The sequence below is a fragment of the Myxococcus vastator genome (genome assembly GCF_010894475.1).
GTDB classification, from domain to species: domain Bacteria; phylum Myxococcota; class Myxococcia; order Myxococcales; family Myxococcaceae; genus Myxococcus; species Myxococcus vastator.
This window is the reverse complement of sequence record NZ_JAAIYB010000113.1, coordinates 1-20,073: the sequence shown is the minus strand read 5'-3', so window position 1 is coordinate 20,073 and position 20,073 is coordinate 1. Positions and strand designations below refer to the sequence as shown.

Below are 20,073 nucleotides of genomic sequence, written 5' to 3'. Positions count from 1 at the left end.
GGGCGAACATGGCGGGGGGCTCCTGACTCCGGGAAGCATGCACTGCCAGTCTGACGCGACTTCCTGGTTTGCGCTGACGCCTCCGGCCCGAGCGGTCGCTCCCTGACAACGAGCGGTCGCAGTCCCTATTTCCGAACGGTGTCCTCGTCCGCCAGGGCATCCGCGAGCCGCGCCGCGTTGCGGATGCAGTCGTTGAGGCCAATGCCCTTGTAGGCGTTGCCCGCCAGGTGCAGCCCCGGCCAGCGCTGGAGCGCCGCGTCGATGCCCGCCATCCGCGCCAGGTGCCCCACGTTGTACTGGGGGATGCCCTGCTGCCAGCGGAAGACCTCCGTGAAGGTGGGCCGGGCCGTCACCCCCGTCAGGGCTTGCAGCTCCTCGAGCGCCAGCGCCGCGAGCGCCGCTTCATCCCGCTGCACCAGCTCCGGCTGCCGCGCGCCGCCCACCATGCAGGTGTAGAGCACGCGGCCGCCCTCGACGCGGAAGGGGAAGGTGGTGGACGCGTGGATGGCGCCCAGCAGCCGCCGCTGCTCCTCGAAGGGGACGAGGAAGCCGAAGCCATCCGGCGCCGGAACCGCGCCCGCGTCGAAGCCCAGGTGCACCACCGCGATGGGCGCGTAGTCGATGCGGGCCACCTGCTCCGCCAGCGCGTCATCCAGGGGGCGCAGCAGCCGCGCGGCGACAAACGCGGGAACCGCCAGCACCACGTGGGACGCGGTCAGCTCCGCGCGGCGTCCGTGCTCCTCAACGGCGAGCTTCCAGCCGCCGTCCACGCGCGTCAGGCCTTCCACCCGCGCGCCCACGTGTGCCGCGCCGCCCAGCGAGGCGGCCAGCGCGTCAATGAGCACCTGGAGGCCCCCGTCGAACGTGCTCAGCGCGCCCGTCAGCTTCGGCGCGTCACCCGCGGGCAGGGCCTTGCGCTGAGCCTTCTGCGCGCGGAGGGCGCCCAGGATGAGGCTGCGGTGCTCGCGCTCCAGCTTCACCAGCAGGGGAAACGTCGCCTCGACGCTGAGCTGCTCCACGTCCCCGGCGTAGATGCCCGTCTGCACCGCGTCCAGCAGCACCCGCGTCGCCGCGCGGCCCAGGTGGCGGCGGCCGAACGCGGCCAGTGATTCGTCCGTTCCCTCTGGCGCGCGGCCGGAGAACAGCTCGCCGGCGACCCGCAGCCGCGCGCCCAGCGGAAGAATGTCCGAAGCCAGGAACGCCGGCGGCGAAGCCGGCACCGACCGGAGTCTGCCCCGCGTGTAGATATAGCGACGCTTCGCCGAAGGGTCGGCGGCCCGGATTCGACCTTCCAGGTTCAGCGCCGCCGCGAGTGCTCGCGTCGCGGGCTCGCGGTCCAGGAAGCTGTTGGGACCTTGCTCCACCAGGTAGCCAGCGCGCGCATGCGTGCCTACCGCGCCTCCAAGGCGTGCGGATGTCTCCAGGAGCACGGCAGCCGTACCGCGCGAACGCAAACCGTGCGCGATGGCCAGCCCGGAAATCCCACCTCCCACGACGGCGACATTCATCGGATGTGTCCTCTGCATGGGGTTCATGCGGTTACCAGCGTGCACTCCCCGATTGTCAGCGCGCGGGTTTTGCCAGCGGGAGGCATTCAGCGCGTTAATGCCATGCATGCGCTACGTCATCACCGGAGCGAGCAGGGGGATTGGTTTCGAGTTCGTCCAGCAGCTCCTGCTGCGGGGCGACACCGTCGAAGCCGGGGTCCGGTCGCCAGAGGGAGCACGGCGGCTGGAGCCCTTGAAGCACAAGGCAGGCAACCGCCTGCGCATCCATGCGCTGGACGTGGGGGACGACGCCAGCGTGCGCGCGTTCGCCACGAACGTGTGCACCAGCCCCGTGGACGTGCTCATCAACAACGCCGGTGTCTCCGGCCTGTGGTGCGCGTTGGGGGACGTGGACTACGCGGACCTGGCGCGCACGTTCACCATCAACGCCCTGGGCCCGCTGCGCGTCACCAACGCGGTGCTGCCGGGCTTGCGGCAAGGCGCCTTGCGGCGGGTGGCGCACGTCACCTCGCGGATGGGCTCGCTGGCGGCGAACACCGACGGTGGCGCCTATGCGTACCGCATGTCGAAGGCCGCGCTGAACATGGCCGTGCGCTCCATGTCCACGGACCTGCGCCCGGAGGGCTTCGTCACCGTGCTGCTCCACCCCGGCTGGGTGCAGACGGACATGGGCGGCCCGGACGCCACGCTGCCGGCGCCGGATTCGGTGCGCGGCATGCTGCGGGTCATCGACGGGCTGAGTCCGGAGCACAGCGGCCGGTTCTTCGACTACCAGGGGACCGAGGTGCCCTGGTAGCCGCGCCCTCAGGGGTAGAGCAGCTGCGTGCGCCAGCCGCCGTCCTCGCGCAGGTAGACGTGCCTGTCATGGAGGCGGCTCTCCTGGGCGTGCCAGAACTCGATGCGGTCCGGCACCACGCGGAAGCCGGACCAGTGCGACGGGCGCGGCACGGGCTGGCCGGCGTACTTCTGCTCCACCTCCGCCACGCGGGCCTCCAGCTGCTCGCGAGTCGCCAGCGGCTGGCTCTGCAGGCTGGCCCAGGCGCCCACCTGACTGCCGCGGGCGCGGCTCTGGAAGTAGGCGTCGGCTTCCGCGTCCGTGACGCGCTCCACGCGGCCTTCCACGCGCACCTGTTCATTCAGGGGCTGCCAGTAGAAGCAGAGCGCGGCATGGGGATGCGCGCGGGCCTCGCGGCCCTTCCGGCTCTCGTGGTTCGTGTAGAACACGAAGCCGCGCGCATCGAAGTCCTTGAGCAGGACGACGCGCGCGCTGGGGCGCCCGTCCTCTCCCACGGTGGCGACCACCATGGCGTTGGGGTCCACCGCGACGGCCTGCTTCGCCCGCTCGAAGAGCTCCGCGAAGCGCTGGATGGGGTCTGGAGGAATCATCACGCGTCGCAACATATGGGGGGCGGGGCAGGTGTGCACCTTCGCGGTTGACTCATCCGGCACACACGTCAATGTGCGCACATGAATGTCCTCTTCATCTCCTCGGAGGTGGCCCCGTTCTCCAAGACGGGGGGCCTGGGGGACGTGGCCGGGGCCCTCCCCGCCGCGCTTGCCTCGCTGGGCCATGACGTCAAGGTCATCACCCCGCGCTACCGTGACTTGCGCGGCGCGGAGCGGCTTCAGCCCACGGGCCAGTCCCTGCTGCTGCGCTTCCCCTTCGGCGAGCTGTCGGGCCCCATCCTCGCCGCCCGCGTGTCGGAGCGGCTGGAGGTGCTCTTCCTGGAGAACGCGTTCCTCTTCGGCAACCGCCACGGCCTCTACGGGGATGCGGGGGGCGCCTTCGCCGACAACCACCGGCGCTTCGCCTACCTCAGCGTGGGCGCGCTCCAGGCGGCGCAGCGGCTGCGCTTCATCCCGGACATCATCCACGCCAACGACTGGCAGACGGGGCTGGTGCCGGTGGCGCTGCGGCGCGGCTTCCAGACGGGGCCGCTGGCGCACGCGAAGAGCGTCTTCACCATCCACAACCTGGCCTACCAGGGGCAGTTCCCCAAGGACGTGATGGGGGAGCTGGCGCTGCCCTGGGACTTGTTCACCGCCCATGACGGGCTGGAGTTCCACGACGCGGTGAACTTCCTGAAGGCGGGGCTCGTCTTCTCCGACGCGCTCACCACCGTGTCCCCCACCTACGCGCGGGAAATCCAGACGCCGGAGCAGGGCTACGGGCTGGACGGCCTGCTGCGGCACCGCGCGCACCGGCTCCACGGCATCCTCAACGGCGTGGACACGCACGAGTGGAACCCGGAGGACGACGCCTTCCTCCCGGCCCGCTACGGCCTGAAGGACCTGGCCGGCAAGGCCGTGTGCAAGCGCGAGCTGCTGGCCCGCTTCGGACTGGAGGACAGCCCCGCGCCGGTGTTCGGCTTCGTCAGCCGGCTGGCGTGGCAGAAGGGCATGGACCTGCTGCTGGAGGCCCTGCCAGCCGCGCTCCACGCGGACCTCCGCGTCGTCGGCGTGGGCAGTGGCGAAGGCCCCCTGGAGGAGGGGCTGCTCGCGTTGCAGGCCCGTTACCCGAAGCAGGTGGGCGTGCACCTCGGCTTCGACCCGGCGCTCTCCCATCTGGTGGAGGCGGGGGCGGACTTCTTCCTCATGCCCAGCCGCTACGAGCCGTGCGGCCTGAACCAGATGTATTCGCTGCGCTACGGCACGGTGCCCATCGTCCGGGCCACCGGCGGGCTGGTGGACACGGTGGAGGGGGGCCTGGACGGAAACGGCATCCTCTTCGAGGCCTTCCACAAGTCCGCCCTGCTGGCGGCCATCCGCCGCGCCCTGGCCCTCTACGCGGACCCGTCGCGCCTGGACGAGTTCCGGCGCCGGGGCATGGAGAAGGACTTCTCCTGGGGGGCGTCCGGCCGCCGCTATGAGGCGCTCTTCCACGACCTGATGGCGGAATAGTGGGTGCGGACGGAAATTCGCAGTAGTGTTGTGCCGTGGCGGATGCTCCGGACCTGGGTGGTTACGAGGTAGTCGGCCGGTTGGCGGTGGGCGGCATGGCGGAGGTGTACCAGGCGCGAGCCCGGGTCACCACGCAGCGCTCACCGGGTGAACCGGACGAGATTGTCATCAAGCGGCTGCACCCGTCGTTTCGCAGCGACACCGCCTACGTCAAGGCCTTCGTCGACGAGGCGAAGCTGACGGTCCGCCTGCGCCATCCGAACATCGTCCGCACCTACCGCCTGTTCAAGGCGGGGCCGGACTACCTGATGGTGCAGGAGCTCGTGAGCGGCCGGACGCTGGGCTACATGCAGGAGCTGCTGGTGAAGGCCGGCGCGGCGATGCCGCCCGAGTCCGCCTGCTACATCGCCTGGTCCCTGCTCAAGGCGCTGGACTACATCCACCGGGCGAAGGTGGGGGAGAACGGCGCCACCATCGTCCACCGCGACGTGAATCCGGCCAACCTGCTGCTGGGCATCAACGGCGACGTGAAGCTCACCGACTTCGGCGTGGCGGAGGTGGAGGGGATGATGCGCGGCGACTCCGGCGCGCTGCGCGGCACGCTGCCCTACATGAGCCCGGAGCAGGTGCTGGGGCTGCCGGTGGACGCGCGCACGGACCTGTACGCGGTGGGCATCCTCCTCTGGGAGCTGTGGTCCGGCCGCCGCCTCTTCGCCGGGGAGCACGAGGCGGAGCTGATGCACAAGGTGCGCGACGCCCGCGTGCCGCTCTTGACGTCCTCCCCGGAGCTGCCGGACTACGCGGTGCAGGTGGCGCGCAAGGCGCTGTTCGCGGACCGGGCGCGGCGCTTCCAGACGGCGGCGGAGTTCATCAAGGCGCTGGAGTCCCTGTCCCGGCGCGCGGGCTGGCCGCTGACGGTGGAGGCGCTCCAGCCGCTGCTGGGTGGCTGAGATGCGCTCGCGCCGGGCCGTCATCCTGGGGCTGCTGGGAGGCGGGCTCGCCGTGTCCGGGTGTCTGGGCTCGGTGCCCTTCCGGCCGCGGGCCTATGAAGACGCGGTGCGCGTGGTGGGCTTCCAGGTGGACTTCCGGCAGGACGGCACCGGCGTCCTGGATTTGGACCTGGCGGTGACGAACCCCGCTTCGGACGCGGCCACGCTGGCCGCGGTGGACTTCACGTTGCGGGTGGACGGCCGCCGCGTGGCGGTGGGCACGCAGCAGGTGGCGGCCCCCCTGGCCGCGGATGGGAGCGCCCCCTTGCGCGTGCTCTTCCCGCTGGCCAGCGCGCGCCCCACGGGCGGGCCGGAGCCGGTGCCCCGGCGGGTGCGGGTGGAGGGCGGGGTGGTGTTGCGCTTCGGCGGCACCGAGCGGCGCGCGCCCTTCACGTCCGAGCGCGTGCTGCCGCTGGCCTGGGTGCCGCCGCTGGACGGGAACTGAGGCCGCTGGCGTACGTGTCCGTGGGGCAGGCTTTACCCATGCGGTGACATGGGACTTGTCCGTTGCTGGCGGAGCGCGGGACATGGCACGGTGCGGTGCATGTCGCTTTTACAACGATACATGCTTCCGGTTTCCCTGGGGCTGTTGAGCTCCGCCAGTGCCCTGGCCGCGGAGAAGGCACCCTCTGAACCCCCGGCTCCCACGCGCAAGGCCGACCCGACCAAGGCGCAGACGGAGGCGTGGCTGCGCGAGCACATCGAGGCGTGGAACGACACGGAGGTGCACGTCACGGTGAAGGACTGCCGCGTCATGGTGCTGGACAAGCCCCGTGAGCGGACGGAAATCGTGGACCTGCGCGGCTTGCTGCTGCCCATCGAGGTCATCCGGCTCAACGGTGGGAATGATGCGACGCTCCGGCTACGTGTGAAGGAGAAGCACACCGGGACGTACTCCATGTTCCGCAAGTGCAGCGCGGAGAACCGCTACTGCGCGGAGCCCACCGGCAAGTTCCAGAGCCTGCCCTATGTGGACCTCTCCGTGACGTCGGTGCGGGACTTCGTCCCCGGGCGGCAGACGGACGTCGACAAGAGCCTGCGGCTGGAGCGGGCGCTGGAACACTACTCGCGGCTTTGTGGGGCGATGGAAGATGCGCGCAACCGGCTCTTCTAGGTTCGGGGCAGCGGGGCTGGCGGCGTTGCTCCTCACCCAGGCGGGGTGCAGCACGACGTCCGAGTACGTGCGCGGCGAGCGGCTGCGAGAGGCGCCCCTGGGGGAGACGCACCGCGACACGCTGGAGAGCGTCGTGGATGCGTCCTACGTGGCCCGCGTCTCGGTGAAGCGCAACACCTGCACCGAGATTTCCACCGAGTTCAGCAAGAAGCGCATCGACACGACGACGCGTCCGCCCATGGGCTCGTTGCTCGGCGGGCTCGCGATGCTCGGGGGTGGCGGCGTCCTGATGTCCATGTCCGACGGCGAGTCCGAGGACGAGGACATCGACCTCCCGATGACGCTCGGCGTGGTGCTGGCGCTGGCCTCCATCTATCCGCTGGTGACGGCCCTCTCCGACGAGGAGGTCACCCGCGAGGAGGTCAACACCGGCGAGGTCGAGGAGGAGCGCTCCCAGCGCTGTGATGAGCGGACCTTCGCGCTCAAGGGCCCGCTGCACTGGAGCGTCTCCCTGGGCGCCGCGCGGCGCACCGGGCGCACCGGCGAGGACGGCGCCGTGTCGCTGCGCCAGCCGCTCAACGAGCTGGTGGAGCAGGCCATCACCGACGAGGCCAGCATCCGGAGGCTCGTCGCCGGGCGGGGCATCGCCTTCCGGCTGGAGCTCGAGCGCGCCCCGGCGGCGGACTTCCGGCTCGACTCCAAGGCGCTTCCGGATGCCTACTTCCGGCGCTTCGCGGACCGCTACGGCCAGCAGCTCGGCGGCAGCGACCGCGCCCGCTTCGAGAACTGCGAGCTCATTGGCAAGTCCGCGCGAGAGACGCTGGAGTGCTACTGGTCCCAGTAGCGCGTGGGCGCCGGCCCCGGAGTGGGGCCGGCGTCGCTTGGGGCCTCAGCTCTTCGCCGAGGCCTGCTCCTCGCGGCCGGGCTCGCGCGGCAGTCCGTCGCGGGACTCCGTGGCCTTGCCGTCCTTGGTGAGGCCGGACTTCCCGCGCGACATCCGCACGCGGTCGATGCGGGGGCCTTCCTTGGACGCCACGACGAACTGCCAGCCGCTGTAGGCGAAGCGCTCGCCCACGTCGGGCAGGTGGCCCGCCATGGAGGAGAGGAAGCCGCCCAGCGTGTCGAAGTCGCCCTCGGGCAGGGGGAAGCCGAACGTCTGCGTGAAGGCGTCCACCTCCAGCGCGGCGTCCACCAGGAAGCTGCCGTCGGCCAGCTTCTCCACGTGCTTCTCCTCCACCTCGAACTCGTCGCCGATGTCGCCGACGATTTCGCGGAGGATGTCCTCCAGCGTCACCACGCCCATGAAGCCGCCGTACTCGTCGACGACGATGGCCATGTGAATCTTCTGCTTCTGCATGTCCCGGAGCAGGTCGCCAATGGGCTTCATCCACGGCACGAAGTGCGCCGGGCGGATGATGTCCTGCAGGACGATGAGCTCGGGGTGCTGGAGCAGCGGGATGATGTCTCGCGCGTGCAGCACGCCGATGACGTGGTCCACGTCGTCCCGGTACACGGGGATGCGGGAGTGGTTCTCCTCCGCCAGCAGGCGCAGCAGCTCCTCCGGGGGGATGGTGATGTCCACCGTCACCACCTCCGTGCGCGGCACCATGACGTCGCGGCAGCGCTTGTCGGACAGCTCGAAGATGGAGCGGATGAGCTGCGGGGCGCTCTTGTCGACCTCGTTCTTCGCGGCCTGGGCGGCCAGCAGCTTCTCCAGCTCCTCCAGCGGCGGCGGCGGCGGCTCGAAGCGCAGCGTGCGGCCGAAGGTGCGCGCCATCAGGTTGAGCACCACCATGGCCACGCGCATGGGCGGGTAGAGCACCGTCACCAGCAGCGCGGTGAAGCCCGACAGCCGCAGGGCCCAGCGCTCCGGGCTGCCGTTGGCCAGCCCGCGCATGGTGACTTCCATGAGCGTGGCCAGCACGCCCACCAGCAGCGCGCCCGCGGCGACGGTGGCCACCGGCAGCCACTCGGCTTCGCCGTAGCGGCTGAAGTCCAGCATGCGCGGCGGGACGAAGGCCCCAATGGCCGCGGCCTGGAAGCCGCTGAGCACCATGCCCAGGCGCAGCGCCGTGGCCACGGGCTCGCGGTCCGTCTTGTGGCGGAGGACCCGGCGCGTCGCCCGGCCCGGCTGCGTGTCCGCCAGTTCCTGTGCTCGCAGGTCGGACACGCCGTAGAGCGCGGACTCCGAAGCGGCGACAAGGGCCCTGATGAAGCTCAGCGCCAGGCAGGCGACCCAGAGGGTCCAGGTAGGCATAGAGCCCTGTTCTTATCCCGTGCTAAGGGTCCACACCACTGCGCTGGAGCCCTGATGTCCGCTCGCATGTACGTTGTTGGAGCACTCCTGGCCCTTCTCGTCCCGGCGCGCGCGCACGCGTGGCCGGTGGACCTGGTCGTCCCCCTGGAGCCCGGGAAGGAGCGCTTCCACAAGCTCGACACCGTGGACTGGGTCCAGGTGGCGGACGCCTCCGTGGCGGACGCGGAGCTGCTGCCCGGGAGCAATGAGCTGTTGCTCACCGGCCAGAAGGCGGGGCGGACGCTGCTCCTGCTCTACGCGGGGGGGCGCTTCGCCGTGTGGAGCCTCACGGTGGGCTCGCCGCCGCGGGAGGACCCCGCGCCCCGGCTGGCCGCGGCCCGCAAGGCCTGTCCGGACCTGAACGCGACGACCGGCACGGAGCGCTCCTTGAGTGCCTCGGTGAAGGACTCCGCGTGCAGGTTGGCGCTGCTGGAGCTGTTGAAGACGGACGCCTTCGTGGCCCGGGAGCTGGAGCTGACCTTCGACCTCCCCGTCCTCCAGGAGCAGCTCGCTTCACTGGGGGAGGGGCTCGAGCCGCTGGGGCTGGAGGCCCGCTACAGCGGCGCGGGCGTGGTGGTGTCGGGCGCGGGCTCGCCGGAGGTGCACCGCAAGGCGCTGTGGGAGTTGTTCCACCGCTCCGTGGGCCGGGTGCCGTTGGATGACCAGATTCAGGAGGTGAAGCCGCCAGCGCCCACCGATGCGGGTGTGCCGGCCGCAGTGGAGGTGGAGCGGGAGATTCCGGTGGAGGTGCTGCCGCCGCCGAAGAAGTCACGCAAACGCTGAGGGCTTGGGCTTGGTGTGTCGCGGGCTTGCGGTATGACGGGAGGCTGCCTCTTTCGCCCGCATGCCCCAGCTGGCCGCGGGCGCTGCTTCGTGGAGGAGCCCGATGCGATTGGCTGTCCGGTTGACCGCGCAGGCGTGGGTGTCGAGCCTGGCGCTGCTGCTGCCCCTGGTGGCGTCCGCGCAGTTCGATGACGTGGACACCTTTCCGGCCGCCGAGCCCGAGCGCGGCTGTCCGAAGCGCCCGGACGTGGTGCCCTTCACGGCGCGCAACCTGGTGGGCTTGACGGGCTCGGGCTGGCTGGCGCACCAGGCCATCATCTCGGAGTCGAAGGACCGCTTCTTCTCGGAGAGCGAGCGTGAGCGCTCCGGCGTGAAGCTGGTGCCGGAGGAGGTGGACGTCCGGAAGCTGGGCGCGCCGGACCCGTCCGTGCCCTTGTGGGTGTTTGGCAAGGCGGATTCGGCGGCCTGCCGCGCGGTGCCCGTGGTGTGGTGGGCGGTGCGGATGGGGACGGACGCGGACCGCAAGACGTACCTCATGTCCGAGCTGCAGGTGGACTGCGACGTGCTGCCCCCGGGCCGGCTGTCGGGCACGCCGGTGGCGCTGCGCCAGAAGGACGCGCCCACGGGCTGCAAGCTGCGCCGCGCCGACGACAACTCCACGAGCAAGGAGGGCCGGGGACTGCCCCTGGAGCTGTCGGACGTGATTCCCGAGCGCGCGTCGTGCGAGGCCCCGGAGTGCCAGCGCGAGTGGGAGATTTTCAGCAGCCGGTGGGATGACGGCAGCGCCGTGTTCGACATCCTGGTGTCGTGGATGAAGCGCGACGGAAAGAAGGACCCCTGCGAGTGGGACACGGAGGACCACACCGCGCTGCTGCTCCGGCCGGCCGGTGCGCTGGCGCCGCTGCCGCTGCGCGGCGGTGGTGCCTTCTTCGGCGCGCTCTACGACGGCACCGGGCTGCGCACCGTCCTCAGCCGCGACCTGGGCGTGCTCCACATCCACGACGCTGGCAGGCCCAAGGCGGCGCCGAAGACGGTGCGCTACGGCAGCCCCACGGAGGAAGAGCTGGCGTTCGGGAAGCGCACACTGTCGTCGTGCAAACGGTGAGGAGTGTCGGGGTTGAACCCTGTGATTGGGCTGGGAGCGGGGCCGCCGGGCTCCAATGGCGTGCCTGTTCCGTGCGCACCTTCTCTCTCGGGGCTTGCATCTACGCGGTGGCGGAGCTCGCCGTCACTTCCTGCGCCCCCTGGGCTTGGCGGTCGGTGTCCGCGTCAGGGCGACGTCGAACACAGCATCAACGCTGGCGCCCAGCACGATCCGGTCCCGCGCAGCTTCAATGGCGCGGTGCAAGCGTTCCTCAAGCACCTTCCGAGGAGGCAGTTCGGTCAGGTACTCGGCGACGTGGATGCCCCGCGCGTCGAGATCCAGGTACTCCACCGTTTCGCGTTTCTTGCCCGCGCACAGGATGATGCCGAGCGGCGGCTGTTCCGAGGGCTGGCGCTCATGCCGGTCGAGCCAGCGCAGGTACAGCTCCATCTGCCCAGAGTTGGCGGGCTTGAAGTCGCCGATCTTCAGCTCAATGGCGACGAGCCGCTGCATGCGCCGGTGGAAGAACAGGAGGTCGAGGTAGTAGTCGTCGCCATCGAGCGTGATGCGCTTCTGCCGCTCGATGAAGGCGAAGCCCGCGCCTAGTTCCAGGAGGAAGCGCTCGATCTCCCGGAGGATGGCCGACTTGAGGTCCTTCTCGCTGTATGTGTCGGCGAGTTCGAGGAAGTCGAGCCTCGGCGTAGAAGGTGCGCTTCAGCTCGCCCTCCAGGTAGCTGAGCTGCTTGAAGTGGCTCCACGATAATTGTCTCCACAGTGCGGAGACAATCTCCGCGCTGGGGAACGCGCGTGCGAACCGGATCATGTGCCGCAGGCTCTTCTCGCCGAAGCCTCGCCCGTAGCGCGCCTCCAATTGTCTCCCCGCGGAGGAGACAAGCTGGGCCCCATACGCCGCGCGCCGCTCGTCGAGCACCTCTGTGTGAAAGCGCTGACCGATTTGCCAGTAGAGCCCCGTCAGCGCGGCGGTGCGGCGACTCTTCTGGCACTGCCTGTCGTGGGCTTCCTCGTCGGGCGCCCAGCCGCCTTGCGTGCGCTCATGACGCCTCCTCAATCACCTGGGTCGGCACCTTTTCCGTCTCGGAAGTTTTGCGTCTCTCTAGTACGGCGCGAGTAACTCTCGCCCAGCACCTGCCGCGGTGCGCTTGGGGACCCCTTTAATGCGCACACTGTCGCCGTGCAAACGGTGCGGGGTGTCTGGGTTGAGCCCCTGGCGCGAGATGAGGAATGCTTCCCTCCCCTGCGTTCGGGGAAGGGGGCGCGATGGCCAATACGGTCGGTGTCAACAAGATGTCCGTGGTGACCAAGGACTCCAACGGCGTCTCCGTCGCGTTTCCGGATGTCTGCAAGACGCCCAGCCCGGCGGGCCCCCTCCCCCTACCGTACCCGAACGTGGCGCGCTCCGCCGATACCGCGCAGGGCAGCAAGACGGTGGTGGTGGAGGGGAACCCCTTGTGCGTGAAGGACTCCCACTTCAGCACCAGCACGGGGGATGAGGCCGGAACGGCGGGGGGCGGCGTCGTCTCTGGCAAAACCAAGGGCAAGGCCGAGTTCGTCAACTTCTCCTTCGACGTCCATGTCGAGGGGAAGAACGTGGCGAGGGCCCTCGACTTGATGCTGCACAACGACAAGAACACGCCTCCGTTTCCGTTGATGCAGCCGCCGGTGGTGGCGGCCGGCCAGGGCTCGGGCAAGTGCAACTGCCTGGTCTGCGAAAAAGAGCTGTAGCGATAAGGGCGGAGTCCCATGGCCTCACACGAACATGATGCCGGGCGCTCGCCTCCACGAGTGGAGACGCCCATTCACGGGACGCTCATCGGCCAGGTCATCGGACGGGGGCGAGGCGGCACGGTGCAGGTGGACTTCGAGGGCAACGGCCATGGGCCGCTGGAGGCACGGCTCTCGCTCGTGGTGGATGAGACCACGTTGCTGAGGGCCATCGAGGCGCGGCAGGAGGCGGTGCTCTGCTTCGAGCGGGGCGCGCCGACGCGCCCCATCGTCCTCGGTTTGCTGCAACCGCGCAGTGAGACGCCCCTGTTGGATGCCTTGCTCGAAGCGCCCGATGACGCGCGCCAGGATGGGGAGGTCGCCATTGTCGCCAACGGACAGCGAATCCCCCTCGAAGGACTCCTGGACGACGCCACCGAGGAGCTCGAGCTGCGCTGCGGGAAGTCCAGCCTGGTCCTGCGGCGCAATGGACAGATACTGCTTCGAGGTGAGCACGTGCTCGTCGACGCGGGCCAGGTGCTGCGCCTTCGTGGCGGCAAGACGCAGATCAACTAGGCACAGGGGCACGACGTGATGAACCCGTTGCCCCGGCACCTAGCGCTCCCCGTCTCCTGGGAGATGCTGGCGTCACACCTCGACGAGGCGGGCTTCCTGTGGAGGCAGTGGCGGCGTGCCCTCGTGGCGCCGGACCATGTCCTCGACGAGGTGGCTCGGGTGGAGGCGCGGCTCCTCGCCCATCTGGATGCGCTGGTGCTCGCGGGGGACAGGGCAGCGACGAGGCTGCTCATGCCCGCTCTGGCTGAAGCGGACGAGCCGGGGCGGGTGGAGTGCGCCGCGCTCGGGCTGCTGCGCCAGGAGGAGGCCCTGGAGTCGGCCGTGCGCGGTGTCCTCGAGGTGCTTCAGGAGGGAGAGGAGGGCCCGCGTGCGGGCATCCAGGCCGCGCTCCTCTGTGCCGGCGGATGGGGGCTGGAGTCCTGGCTGCGGCCCCTGCTCGAAGCCTCGCCGCCTCCTTGGGTGCTCTCGACGCTCCTGGAGGTCCTGGGGGCATGGCGCGTGGACCCCGGGCCCGTGCTGGAGGCGTCGCTCACCCATGAGGGCGTCCAGGTGCGGGCCGCCGCGTTTCGCTGCCTGCGCTCCTGGCCCGCCCGGTTGTCTGAATCCTCGCTGGAGTCGGGCCTGCGCTCATCTTCCTCCGAGGTTTCTGGTGCCGCACTGGAGGCAGGACTGTTGGCGGGAAGTCGGCTGGCGTGGTGGGAATGTCGCCGTCAGGTCCGGGAGGGCGGGCCGCACCGCCAGATGGCCCTGGGGGCCCTGTCCGTGGCGGGTGGGCCAGACGCCCAGAAGTTGCTGCTGGAGGGGCTGGGAGACGCTACCCGCAGGGCGGAGACCTTGCGAGTGCTCGGGCTGTTGGGGACTGTCGAGGCGACGCGGGCCTGCCTTGCGGCGATGCGCGAGCCTTCGTGGGCGCCCCTGGCCGCGGAGTCGTTCTCGCTGGTGACCGGCATGGAGGTTCCCAAGGCGGAAGCGGGCGTGGCGCCGGGTGACGAGGAGACGTCCGTGGAGTACGCGCCGGAAGCAGACCTCCCGTCGCCGGAGGTGCCCCGCGTGGAGGCGTGGTGGACCGAGCACGCCCCCCGGTTCAAGCCGACGGTGCGATATGTGCGGGGGCTGCCCATGGAGCAGGTGTCGTTGCTCGACGCGCTGCGAGACGGGTCGATGTATCGCCGCCGGTCGCTCTGGTGGGCCGTGGCGCTGCGGACCCGGGGCGCACTGGGGTTTTGTTCGGGCGCCTGGACACGCGCCCAGCGCGCGGAAGAGGACGCCGCGAGGCGCCTGCCGCCTGCGCGCTTCGCCCGGTCGCTGGAGGGCGGCCTGGGCGCGTGGGGTGGGGCATGAAGGTGTTCGTCGAGGCGCTGGGCATGGCGTCATGCCTGGGACCGGTCATCCCCGCGTGCGCCGCGTTCCGGGCCAATCTGCCGCGCCCCTCGCCATCCCCCGACGTGGATGTCGCCCATCCTGGCGATGAGGAACCGAGGCCCGTGACAGTCTGTGCCCTGCCGGTGGCGACGTTCGGCTTCTCGGGCGTCGGTCGGCTCGTGGCGCTGGCGTGCGAGGTGCTCAAGGATGTGGGCGCGCGCGTGGACCTGCGTGTCCTCGGGCCGGAGACCGGCGTCTATCTGTCGCTGCCAGACCCATGGGAGCGAGGTCTGGACCTGGGCGAACCGGAGGGCACGGAGACCCTGCGAATGGATGCGCTGGGGCGCCGTGTGCTGGAGGCGAGCTTGCGGAACATGGGGCTGGAATGGTCTGGGCCCCGGCGCTTCTTCGGCGGTGGGCACGTGGCCTTCGCGAGGGCGCTGCATGCGGCCCAGGCGGCGCTGCGGAGCGGCGGGCTTCGTTCGTGCCTGGTGATGGGGGTGGACTGCCTGATCGAAGCGCCGACGCTCCATGCGCTGGCGGATGGACGGCGGTTGAAGACGCCGGAGCAGCCCGTGGGCCTGATACCCGGGGAAGCGGGCGCGGCCTTGTTGCTGTCCACCGGAGGGCCCGCGCAACCTCCCCGGGGCGAGGTCCAGGTGGTGCTGCATGCGGTGCGGCTCGGGGAAGAGCCGCACCCGCGGGGCGCTGACAGGCCTTCGGATGGACGGGCACTGGCGGCATGCGCCGAGGCGGTCCTCGCGGCCGCGGGAGCCCTTCGTGCCCGGCCGCTCCTGGTGAGCGACCACAACGGAGAGGAGGGACGGGCGCGGGAGTGGGGGATGGTGCTGCTGCACCTGCGGACGTTAGACGCTTCGCTGGAGGGGCTCCAGACCTGGTACCCCTCTAGCGGCTTCGGGGACGTGGGGGCCGCGATGGGGGCGGTCGGCGCTTGTGTCGCGGTCAGGGGACTTCAGCGCGGCTATGCGCCTTCCACCGTGAGCCTCGTCTTCGCCAGCGCGGACGATTCCGGCCGAGGCGCCATCTTGGTAGGAACCACTGCTGCGCATCCGTCCGGAGGAGCCTTGCCATGACGACTGGTGACACGCGGCACAATCTGAATACGGAATTGGCGCGCAGGCTCAACGGCATCTTCAAGCGCAACCTGGCTCGGAAGGACGCCGTCCGGACCGAGGCCAAGGAGGAGGCGAAGAAGAGCAAGAGCAAGAAGAAGGTTGAGCCCGCTCCGGACGGGCACCTGGACCCCAACGCGCCGCTGAATGGGGTGCTGGCCAAGGGTGATAATTACGCCCGCCGAGGCTACACGTACCTCAAGGCCCATGATGGCCGGGGGGTGTATCGTCACTTCGGCCATGCGCACCTGAGCGAAATCCGGACCATGGTGATGGAGCGGGCGGAGTTTCCAGGAGGGCCGAAGGAGAACTTCAACCCCACGTACACTCAGCAGTATCCGTATGCTTGGGAAGCCCACCACATGCTGCCGGGCTCGGCTTTCTATTACATGATGAAGGACGGCAAGCCGGCCTTCACGTACAAGCAGACGCGGCTGTTGTTGATGTCCGAGTACAACATCAATCACGGGCACAATATCATCAATCTGCCCGCCGAGGACTGGGCGGTCCCGGTCCATTCACTCATCTGCCATCCGAGCGACCACGAGTCCTACACGATGCGGGTCATGGATGAGATGCGGAAGGTGTCCAAGCGCCTCCAGGCCGTCATTGATTCGGGTGCGCCTCACGGAGATCTTCCCGAGTCTGCCTTCGCGGCTCTGCAGAAACTTGAAGAGCAATTCTGGATTTTCCTGGTCAAGCTGAGCCGCCAAATAGTGGCGGCCAAGGTCGGGGGTGTTCGGTATGTTGGCGCGGGCGCCGAGCATGTCCGATATGCGAACAAAGATGGTTCGGCCCACTATGAGTGGGGAAGTCTCTGGTAGAAAGGTAAACGTGTGAGCTATTGGGTAATCAAGGCTGAGTCGGTGGATGGTGCAATCATTGATGCACTGCCCGAGGGCAGCCCCACCAACTGGAAGTTCAGTCGGGGTGAGCCGCTTGCGCGACAGTTTCCAGCGGGCGGGAAGGTGTCGTTCTCGGACCACTTTCCAGACCGGCGCAAGCTCTACGATTTCGTGCGAAACACCGTGGGTGTCTTGTTGGTGTCGTCACGCGTGACGCAGGTGCTTGAGGAGCTGAAAGTCGATAACGCGGAGTTCCTTCCGGTCACCATGTGTGATCATCAGTGGAATCCAGCCGCCGAGGGATACGGAATCCTTAATGTTTTGGGCTCCCAGGATGTCATTGACTTGGATAAGTCAGACTGTGACATTGATCCGATAACGAAGAAGGAAGTGACTCGGGTCGGCAATCTTGTTTTGACTCAGGGGAAGATCGATCCGAAGGCCGATATCTTCCGCGCCCGAAACATGATGGAGTTGATTCTTGTCTCGGAACGGGTCAGGAATGCCTTTGAGCAGTCTGGCTTGACGGGCTTCAAGCTCCATGTTGCCGAAGGCTTCGACGACATGTTCGCCTGAACCTGGAGGAGGCAGCGTGGCAAAGCTCGCGGCACTGCGGGAGGACTCCGGGCGGGCCATTCCCCAGTTGATGCGTCAGGTCGAGCCCACCGCGAGCCGGGAGGTCCTGGTGCGGACCGTGGATGAGCTCTGCCTCCACTTCCACGTCGTGGCCGTGGCCACCCTGCTCGTGGATGGCAACCCGCAGGGCTTCTTCCTCAACCTGTGCCGGGCCGCCGAGAACTGGCGGCGGTTGCTGACGCATTGCCACCTCAAGCAGTGGGCACTCCCGGCCTCGCGCTACATGGAGCCGCTGCTCGGTGCCGTTACGGCGGGACACTGGAGTCTGGCGCGGCAGGTCGCGGAGCTCTCCGAGACGCGCTGGCTCCCGGGCGAGGAGTACCGCTCCGAGCACGCCCGCGCCCAGCTCTTCCATGCGCTGATTTCACCCGGTACCCGGGATGCCGTCATCCCAAGGGTAGAGGCGATGGAGGCGCTGCAGCTCGAGGCGGAGTCGGACCGGGCTGCCTGTGCCCGCGCCCTGCTCGCTGGCGACGCAGCGGCCTTCTCCGAGGCGTTCAGGCACGCGGTGCTGGTGCATGGCGAGGACATCGAGAAGCGCGCGAAGCTCTTCACGACCCCCGTGACACGCTTCGCGCCGAAGCGAGCCATCTGGCTGGAAGGGCTCGCCCTGCTCAGGCTCTCCGAGCGCGCGGACCTCGCGAGCTTCGACGAGCACTTCCAGTACTGTCCGCCGCTGGCCCGCACGCCCATGACGTCGCACTACGCCGGGGACTGGGTCGTTTCTCTCGGCCCGTGAGCGCCGCGGCGCATCCGCGGCGGCTCCGGAGCGCCCCAGCTACAGCTCCAGCGACTGCTCCACCTTGCGCTGCTCCGCGCGGACCGCCAGCTCCTGGGACAGGTAGGGGGCGAGCCGCGCGCTCTGGTACTGGAGGGAGAGGCCGCGCGCTCCAGGCTGCTGCGTGCCGCTGAGCACCAGGTCCGTCTCGGCGTCCTTCCAGGTGGACTCGAGCGCGTAGTCGTAGCTGGCGGCCAGCGCATTGTTCCGCGCATCAGCCTCCCGCTGGCGCTCGAAGGAGCCCACCGCTGGGGTGGGGGACCGGTAGCCCGAGCGCGCCGCGCGGTAGTTCGCCGAGGCCTCGGACAGGTTGTTGCTCATCTCCACCAGCGCGAGGTGTTGGGCCGCGTCGAGGGCGGAGTCCTCCCTGGAGGCCGGCTTGCCGTACTTCATGCTCAGCAGCTCCTCCAGCGCCCGGAAGTCGCCTCGAACCGCGCCCGGTGTCCGGAACCGGAGCGAGACCTGGGCGAGCTGTCCGTCGGCGAAGATGTAGTCGATGACGGCGGGGCGGTCCGCGACGACGCCCAGGGCTCGCAGGTCTCCCCACGCGTTGGACGGGAGGGCGCCAGGCGCGACGGCCAGGACCTCCGCTCGCGTCATCCCCCAGCGCGTGTCCTGGAAGCCGTTGACGCTCCGGTACTGCTCCCGTTCGCCCTGCTCGCGCTCGACGTCCGCCAGCCGGATGGCGTCGCGGCGTTCGAGCAGCGCCTGGTGCTTCACGGACGTGCCGCAGGCGGTGGTGACGAGGCACAGCGGAAGCAACAGAGCGGACTTCCAGCGCATGGGCGGCTCCTCTGGCGGCGGGGTGAGGACGTGACGGCCCGCCACCGCCGATATTCAAAGGGGCCTGCACATCTCTGAAAGCATCAGGTCGCCCCGGCCGCGGCTTCCGTCCACTTCCCGCGCCGGGTGGGCTCCTTCAGCGCCCGGGCGAGCGCCGCGAGGAAGCGCCTGCGGGGCCAGTTCTCCGCGCCGAAGCGGGCCAGGTGTTCGGTCTCCACCTGACAGTCGATGAGCTGGAAGCCCCAGCCCTGGAAGCGCTCCGCCGAGGTGACGAAGGCCACCTTGGAGGCGTCCGGGGCCAGCGCGAACATGCTCTCTCCAAAGAAGGCCGCGCCCAGGGACACGCCGTACAGGCCGCCCTTCAGCTCGCCCTGGGCCCACGCCTCCACCGAGTGCGCGAAGCCCGCCTCGTGGAGCGTGACGTAGGCCTCCATCATCTCCTCGGTAATCCAGGTGCCCGCCTGCCCGGGCCGCGGCACCCGGCTGCATTCGGTGATGACGCGCCGGAAGGCCGTGTCGTAGCGCACCTCATAGACGCCGCGCGCCATCGTCTTGCGCAGCGAGCGGCCCGCGTGGAGCGCGTCCGGCGTCAGCACGAAGCGCGGGTCCGGCGAGTGCCAGAGGATGGGGTCCCCCTCGCTGTACCAGGGGAAGATGCCGCGGGCGTACGCGGCCAGCAGTCGCTCCGGACGCAGGTCACCGCCCACGGCGACGACGCCGCTCGTGTCGGCGCGCTCCGGGGGCGGGAAGAGCTCCGGGTGCTCGTCACTCAACAGGTAGATGGGCACGGCGTGCCACTCTACCGGGAGACGTTCAGCTTGACCTCGCCCGTGAGCGAATAGGGCACGCGCAGCAGCGGGCCCGTCACCTCACCCGTCACCCCGTAGGGCAACAGCCCCTTGGAGATGAGCGCCTTCACCTCCGGGCCCCAGGTGTCCTTCGTCACCGCCAGCTCCACCGGGTACACGCCCGTGGCGGACGCGTCCACGGTGTCCGCCCGCGCCAGCGTGCCGCTGTCCAGCGTCTTGCCGGCCACCGACGCGGTCCACGTCAGGCCCTCCAGCCGCAGCGGGAAGGGGTTGGGGTTGCGCACGCCCAGGCGGAGGTTGAGCTGGACCTCCTCATCCGAGTAGCGCGCCCCGTCCAGCTCCGCCACCACCACCGTGGGCAGCCGGGGCATCCGCGCCGCGCGGCTGGCGGCGAAGGGAATCGTCTGCTCCTGGCCCCCGGAGCGCACGACGAGCGTGCCGCGCAGGGCGAGCAGCAGCGTGCCTCCCTGGGCGCTCAGCCGCGCCAGGTCGTCCGCGTTCTTCACGTAGGGCGCGCGCTCCTCGAAGGAGAGGTCCGTGGGCGCGCCGGGCGTCAGCGCCACGTCCAGCTTCGCGGTGCCCGTCTTCACCACCTGGCCGTCGGCGACGAGCTCGTAGTCGGCCCGCTCCACCACCCCCTCCCCGGGGCTGGTCACCTGGGCCTCGTAGCGCAGGAGCGCGTCGGTGAGGCCCTGGGACGCGACGACCGTCCGCTGGGCGGTGAGGACGGCGGGACTGGGAGGCCGGGACAGTC

Annotated in this window: 21 protein-coding genes and 2 pseudogenes; 15 read left to right on the top strand and 8 right to left on the bottom strand. The window is 69.6% G+C overall.

Annotated elements, in window-relative coordinates; all coding sequences use genetic code 11:
• Positions 1-125: 125 nt before the first annotated feature.
• Positions 126-1,535, bottom strand: coding sequence for a protoporphyrinogen oxidase (hemG, locus tag G4D87_RS13925; RefSeq protein ID WP_163782553.1), 1,410 nt, complete (start codon positions 1,533-1,535; stop codon positions 126-128).
• Positions 1,536-1,614: 79 nt separating this feature from the next.
• On the opposite strand from hemG, the gene G4D87_RS13920 reads away from it, so the two are divergent.
• Entirely contained in the window at positions 1,615-2,304 is a 690-nt protein-coding gene (locus tag G4D87_RS13920) for an SDR family oxidoreductase (RefSeq protein WP_163782552.1), read from the top strand.
• An 8-nt stretch (positions 2,305-2,312) separates the two neighbouring features.
• Here G4D87_RS13920 and pdxH read toward each other — a convergent pair whose 3' ends face one another.
• Complete coding sequence (gene pdxH / locus G4D87_RS13915) at positions 2,313-2,975, bottom strand: pyridoxamine 5'-phosphate oxidase (RefSeq protein WP_163782551.1); 663 nt, start codon at positions 2,973-2,975, stop codon at positions 2,313-2,315.
• Here pdxH and glgA point away from each other — a divergent pair, their 5' ends adjacent.
• From glgA to G4D87_RS13890, 5 genes are all read left to right on the top strand, one after another.
• On the top strand, positions 2,976-4,409 hold the full coding sequence (gene glgA / locus G4D87_RS13910) for a glycogen synthase GlgA (RefSeq protein WP_163782550.1): 1,434 nt from the start codon (positions 2,976-2,978) through the stop codon (positions 4,407-4,409).
• 35 nt (positions 4,410-4,444) lie between these two features.
• On the top strand, positions 4,445-5,359 hold the full coding sequence (locus tag G4D87_RS13905) for a serine/threonine protein kinase (protein WP_163782549.1): 915 nt from the start codon (positions 4,445-4,447) through the stop codon (positions 5,357-5,359).
• 1 nt (position 5,360) lies between these two features.
• On the top strand, positions 5,361-5,843 hold the full coding sequence (locus G4D87_RS13900; protein ID WP_163782548.1) for an LEA/WHy family protein: 483 nt from the start codon (positions 5,361-5,363) through the stop codon (positions 5,841-5,843).
• A gap of 120 nt (positions 5,844-5,963) precedes the next feature.
• A complete protein-coding gene (locus tag G4D87_RS13895) occupies positions 5,964-6,512 on the top strand; it encodes a hypothetical protein (RefSeq protein ID WP_240358264.1) in 549 nt (182 codons plus the stop codon).
• Positions 6,490-7,356, top strand: coding sequence for a hypothetical protein (locus G4D87_RS13890; RefSeq protein WP_240358263.1), 867 nt, complete (start codon positions 6,490-6,492; stop codon positions 7,354-7,356). Before G4D87_RS13895 ends, G4D87_RS13890 begins: the two co-directional genes overlap by 23 nt.
• A gap of 45 nt (positions 7,357-7,401) precedes the next feature.
• On the opposite strand, the gene G4D87_RS13885 is transcribed toward G4D87_RS13890, so the two are convergent.
• Positions 7,402-8,769: a hemolysin family protein gene (locus tag G4D87_RS13885; RefSeq protein ID WP_163782545.1), complete on the bottom strand. Its 1,368-nt coding sequence runs from the start codon at positions 8,767-8,769 to the stop codon at positions 7,402-7,404.
• A 54-nt stretch (positions 8,770-8,823) separates the two neighbouring features.
• Between G4D87_RS13885 and G4D87_RS13880 the strand changes: the two genes are divergently transcribed.
• Together G4D87_RS13880 and G4D87_RS13875 are read left to right on the top strand one after the other, a co-directional pair.
• The gene (locus tag G4D87_RS13880) at positions 8,824-9,591 is read left to right on the top strand and encodes a pilus assembly protein N-terminal domain-containing protein (RefSeq protein ID WP_163782544.1); all 768 of its coding nucleotides are present in this window, start codon (positions 8,824-8,826) and stop codon (positions 9,589-9,591) included.
• A gap of 103 nt (positions 9,592-9,694) precedes the next feature.
• On the top strand, positions 9,695-10,696 hold the full coding sequence (locus G4D87_RS13875; protein WP_163782543.1) for a hypothetical protein: 1,002 nt from the start codon (positions 9,695-9,697) through the stop codon (positions 10,694-10,696).
• A gap of 123 nt (positions 10,697-10,819) precedes the next feature.
• On the opposite strand, the pseudogene G4D87_RS39385 reads toward G4D87_RS13875, so the two are convergent.
• Positions 10,820-11,356 (bottom strand): annotated as a pseudogene (locus tag G4D87_RS39385) (PDDEXK nuclease domain-containing protein); the annotation flags it as partial.
• Positions 11,357-11,378: 22 nt separating this feature from the next.
• Positions 11,379-11,744: pseudogene (locus tag G4D87_RS40340) on the bottom strand (DUF1016 N-terminal domain-containing protein); the annotation flags it as partial.
• A gap of 209 nt (positions 11,745-11,953) precedes the next feature.
• On the opposite strand from G4D87_RS40340, the gene G4D87_RS13865 reads away from it, so the two are divergent.
• The 7 genes from G4D87_RS13865 to G4D87_RS13835 are packed head-to-tail and all read left to right on the top strand — an operon-like array spanning position 11,954 to position 17,688.
• The gene (locus G4D87_RS13865) at positions 11,954-12,418 is read left to right on the top strand and encodes a DUF4150 domain-containing protein (RefSeq protein WP_163782542.1); all 465 of its coding nucleotides are present in this window, start codon (positions 11,954-11,956) and stop codon (positions 12,416-12,418) included.
• A gap of 60 nt (positions 12,419-12,478) precedes the next feature.
• On the top strand, positions 12,479-12,973 hold the full coding sequence (locus G4D87_RS13860) for a DUF6484 domain-containing protein (protein ID WP_240358262.1): 495 nt from the start codon (positions 12,479-12,481) through the stop codon (positions 12,971-12,973).
• An 18-nt stretch (positions 12,974-12,991) separates the two neighbouring features.
• Positions 12,992-14,314: a TIGR02270 family protein gene (locus G4D87_RS13855; protein WP_163782540.1), complete on the top strand. Its 1,323-nt coding sequence runs from the start codon at positions 12,992-12,994 to the stop codon at positions 14,312-14,314.
• Positions 14,311-15,429 carry a hypothetical protein gene (locus G4D87_RS13850; RefSeq protein ID WP_163782539.1) on the top strand — a complete coding sequence of 373 codons (1,119 nt, stop codon included), beginning with the start codon at positions 14,311-14,313 and terminating at the stop codon, positions 15,427-15,429. The genes G4D87_RS13855 and G4D87_RS13850 overlap by 4 nt, the downstream gene beginning before the upstream one ends.
• On the top strand, positions 15,426-16,292 hold the full coding sequence (locus G4D87_RS13845) for an AHH domain-containing protein (protein WP_163782538.1): 867 nt from the start codon (positions 15,426-15,428) through the stop codon (positions 16,290-16,292). Before G4D87_RS13850 ends, G4D87_RS13845 begins: the two co-directional genes overlap by 4 nt.
• Before the next feature lie 12 nt (positions 16,293-16,304).
• A complete protein-coding gene (locus tag G4D87_RS13840) occupies positions 16,305-16,889 on the top strand; it encodes an imm11 family protein (protein WP_163782537.1) in 585 nt (194 codons plus the stop codon).
• A gap of 16 nt (positions 16,890-16,905) precedes the next feature.
• On the top strand, positions 16,906-17,688 hold the full coding sequence (locus G4D87_RS13835) for a hypothetical protein (protein ID WP_163782536.1): 783 nt from the start codon (positions 16,906-16,908) through the stop codon (positions 17,686-17,688).
• 39 nt (positions 17,689-17,727) lie between these two features.
• Here G4D87_RS13835 and G4D87_RS13830 read toward each other — a convergent pair whose 3' ends face one another.
• From G4D87_RS13830 to G4D87_RS13820, 3 genes are all read right to left on the bottom strand, one after another.
• Positions 17,728-18,510: a hypothetical protein gene (locus tag G4D87_RS13830; protein ID WP_163782535.1), complete on the bottom strand. Its 783-nt coding sequence runs from the start codon at positions 18,508-18,510 to the stop codon at positions 17,728-17,730.
• Positions 18,511-18,593: 83 nt separating this feature from the next.
• Positions 18,594-19,298, bottom strand: coding sequence for a leucyl/phenylalanyl-tRNA--protein transferase (gene aat / locus G4D87_RS13825; RefSeq protein ID WP_163782534.1), 705 nt, complete (start codon positions 19,296-19,298; stop codon positions 18,594-18,596).
• A gap of 11 nt (positions 19,299-19,309) precedes the next feature.
• Positions 19,310-20,071 (bottom strand): LEA/WHy family protein, encoded by a 762-nt coding sequence (locus G4D87_RS13820; RefSeq protein WP_163782533.1) that lies wholly within the window; start codon positions 20,069-20,071, stop codon positions 19,310-19,312.
• Between the last annotated feature and the right edge of the window lie 2 nt (positions 20,072-20,073).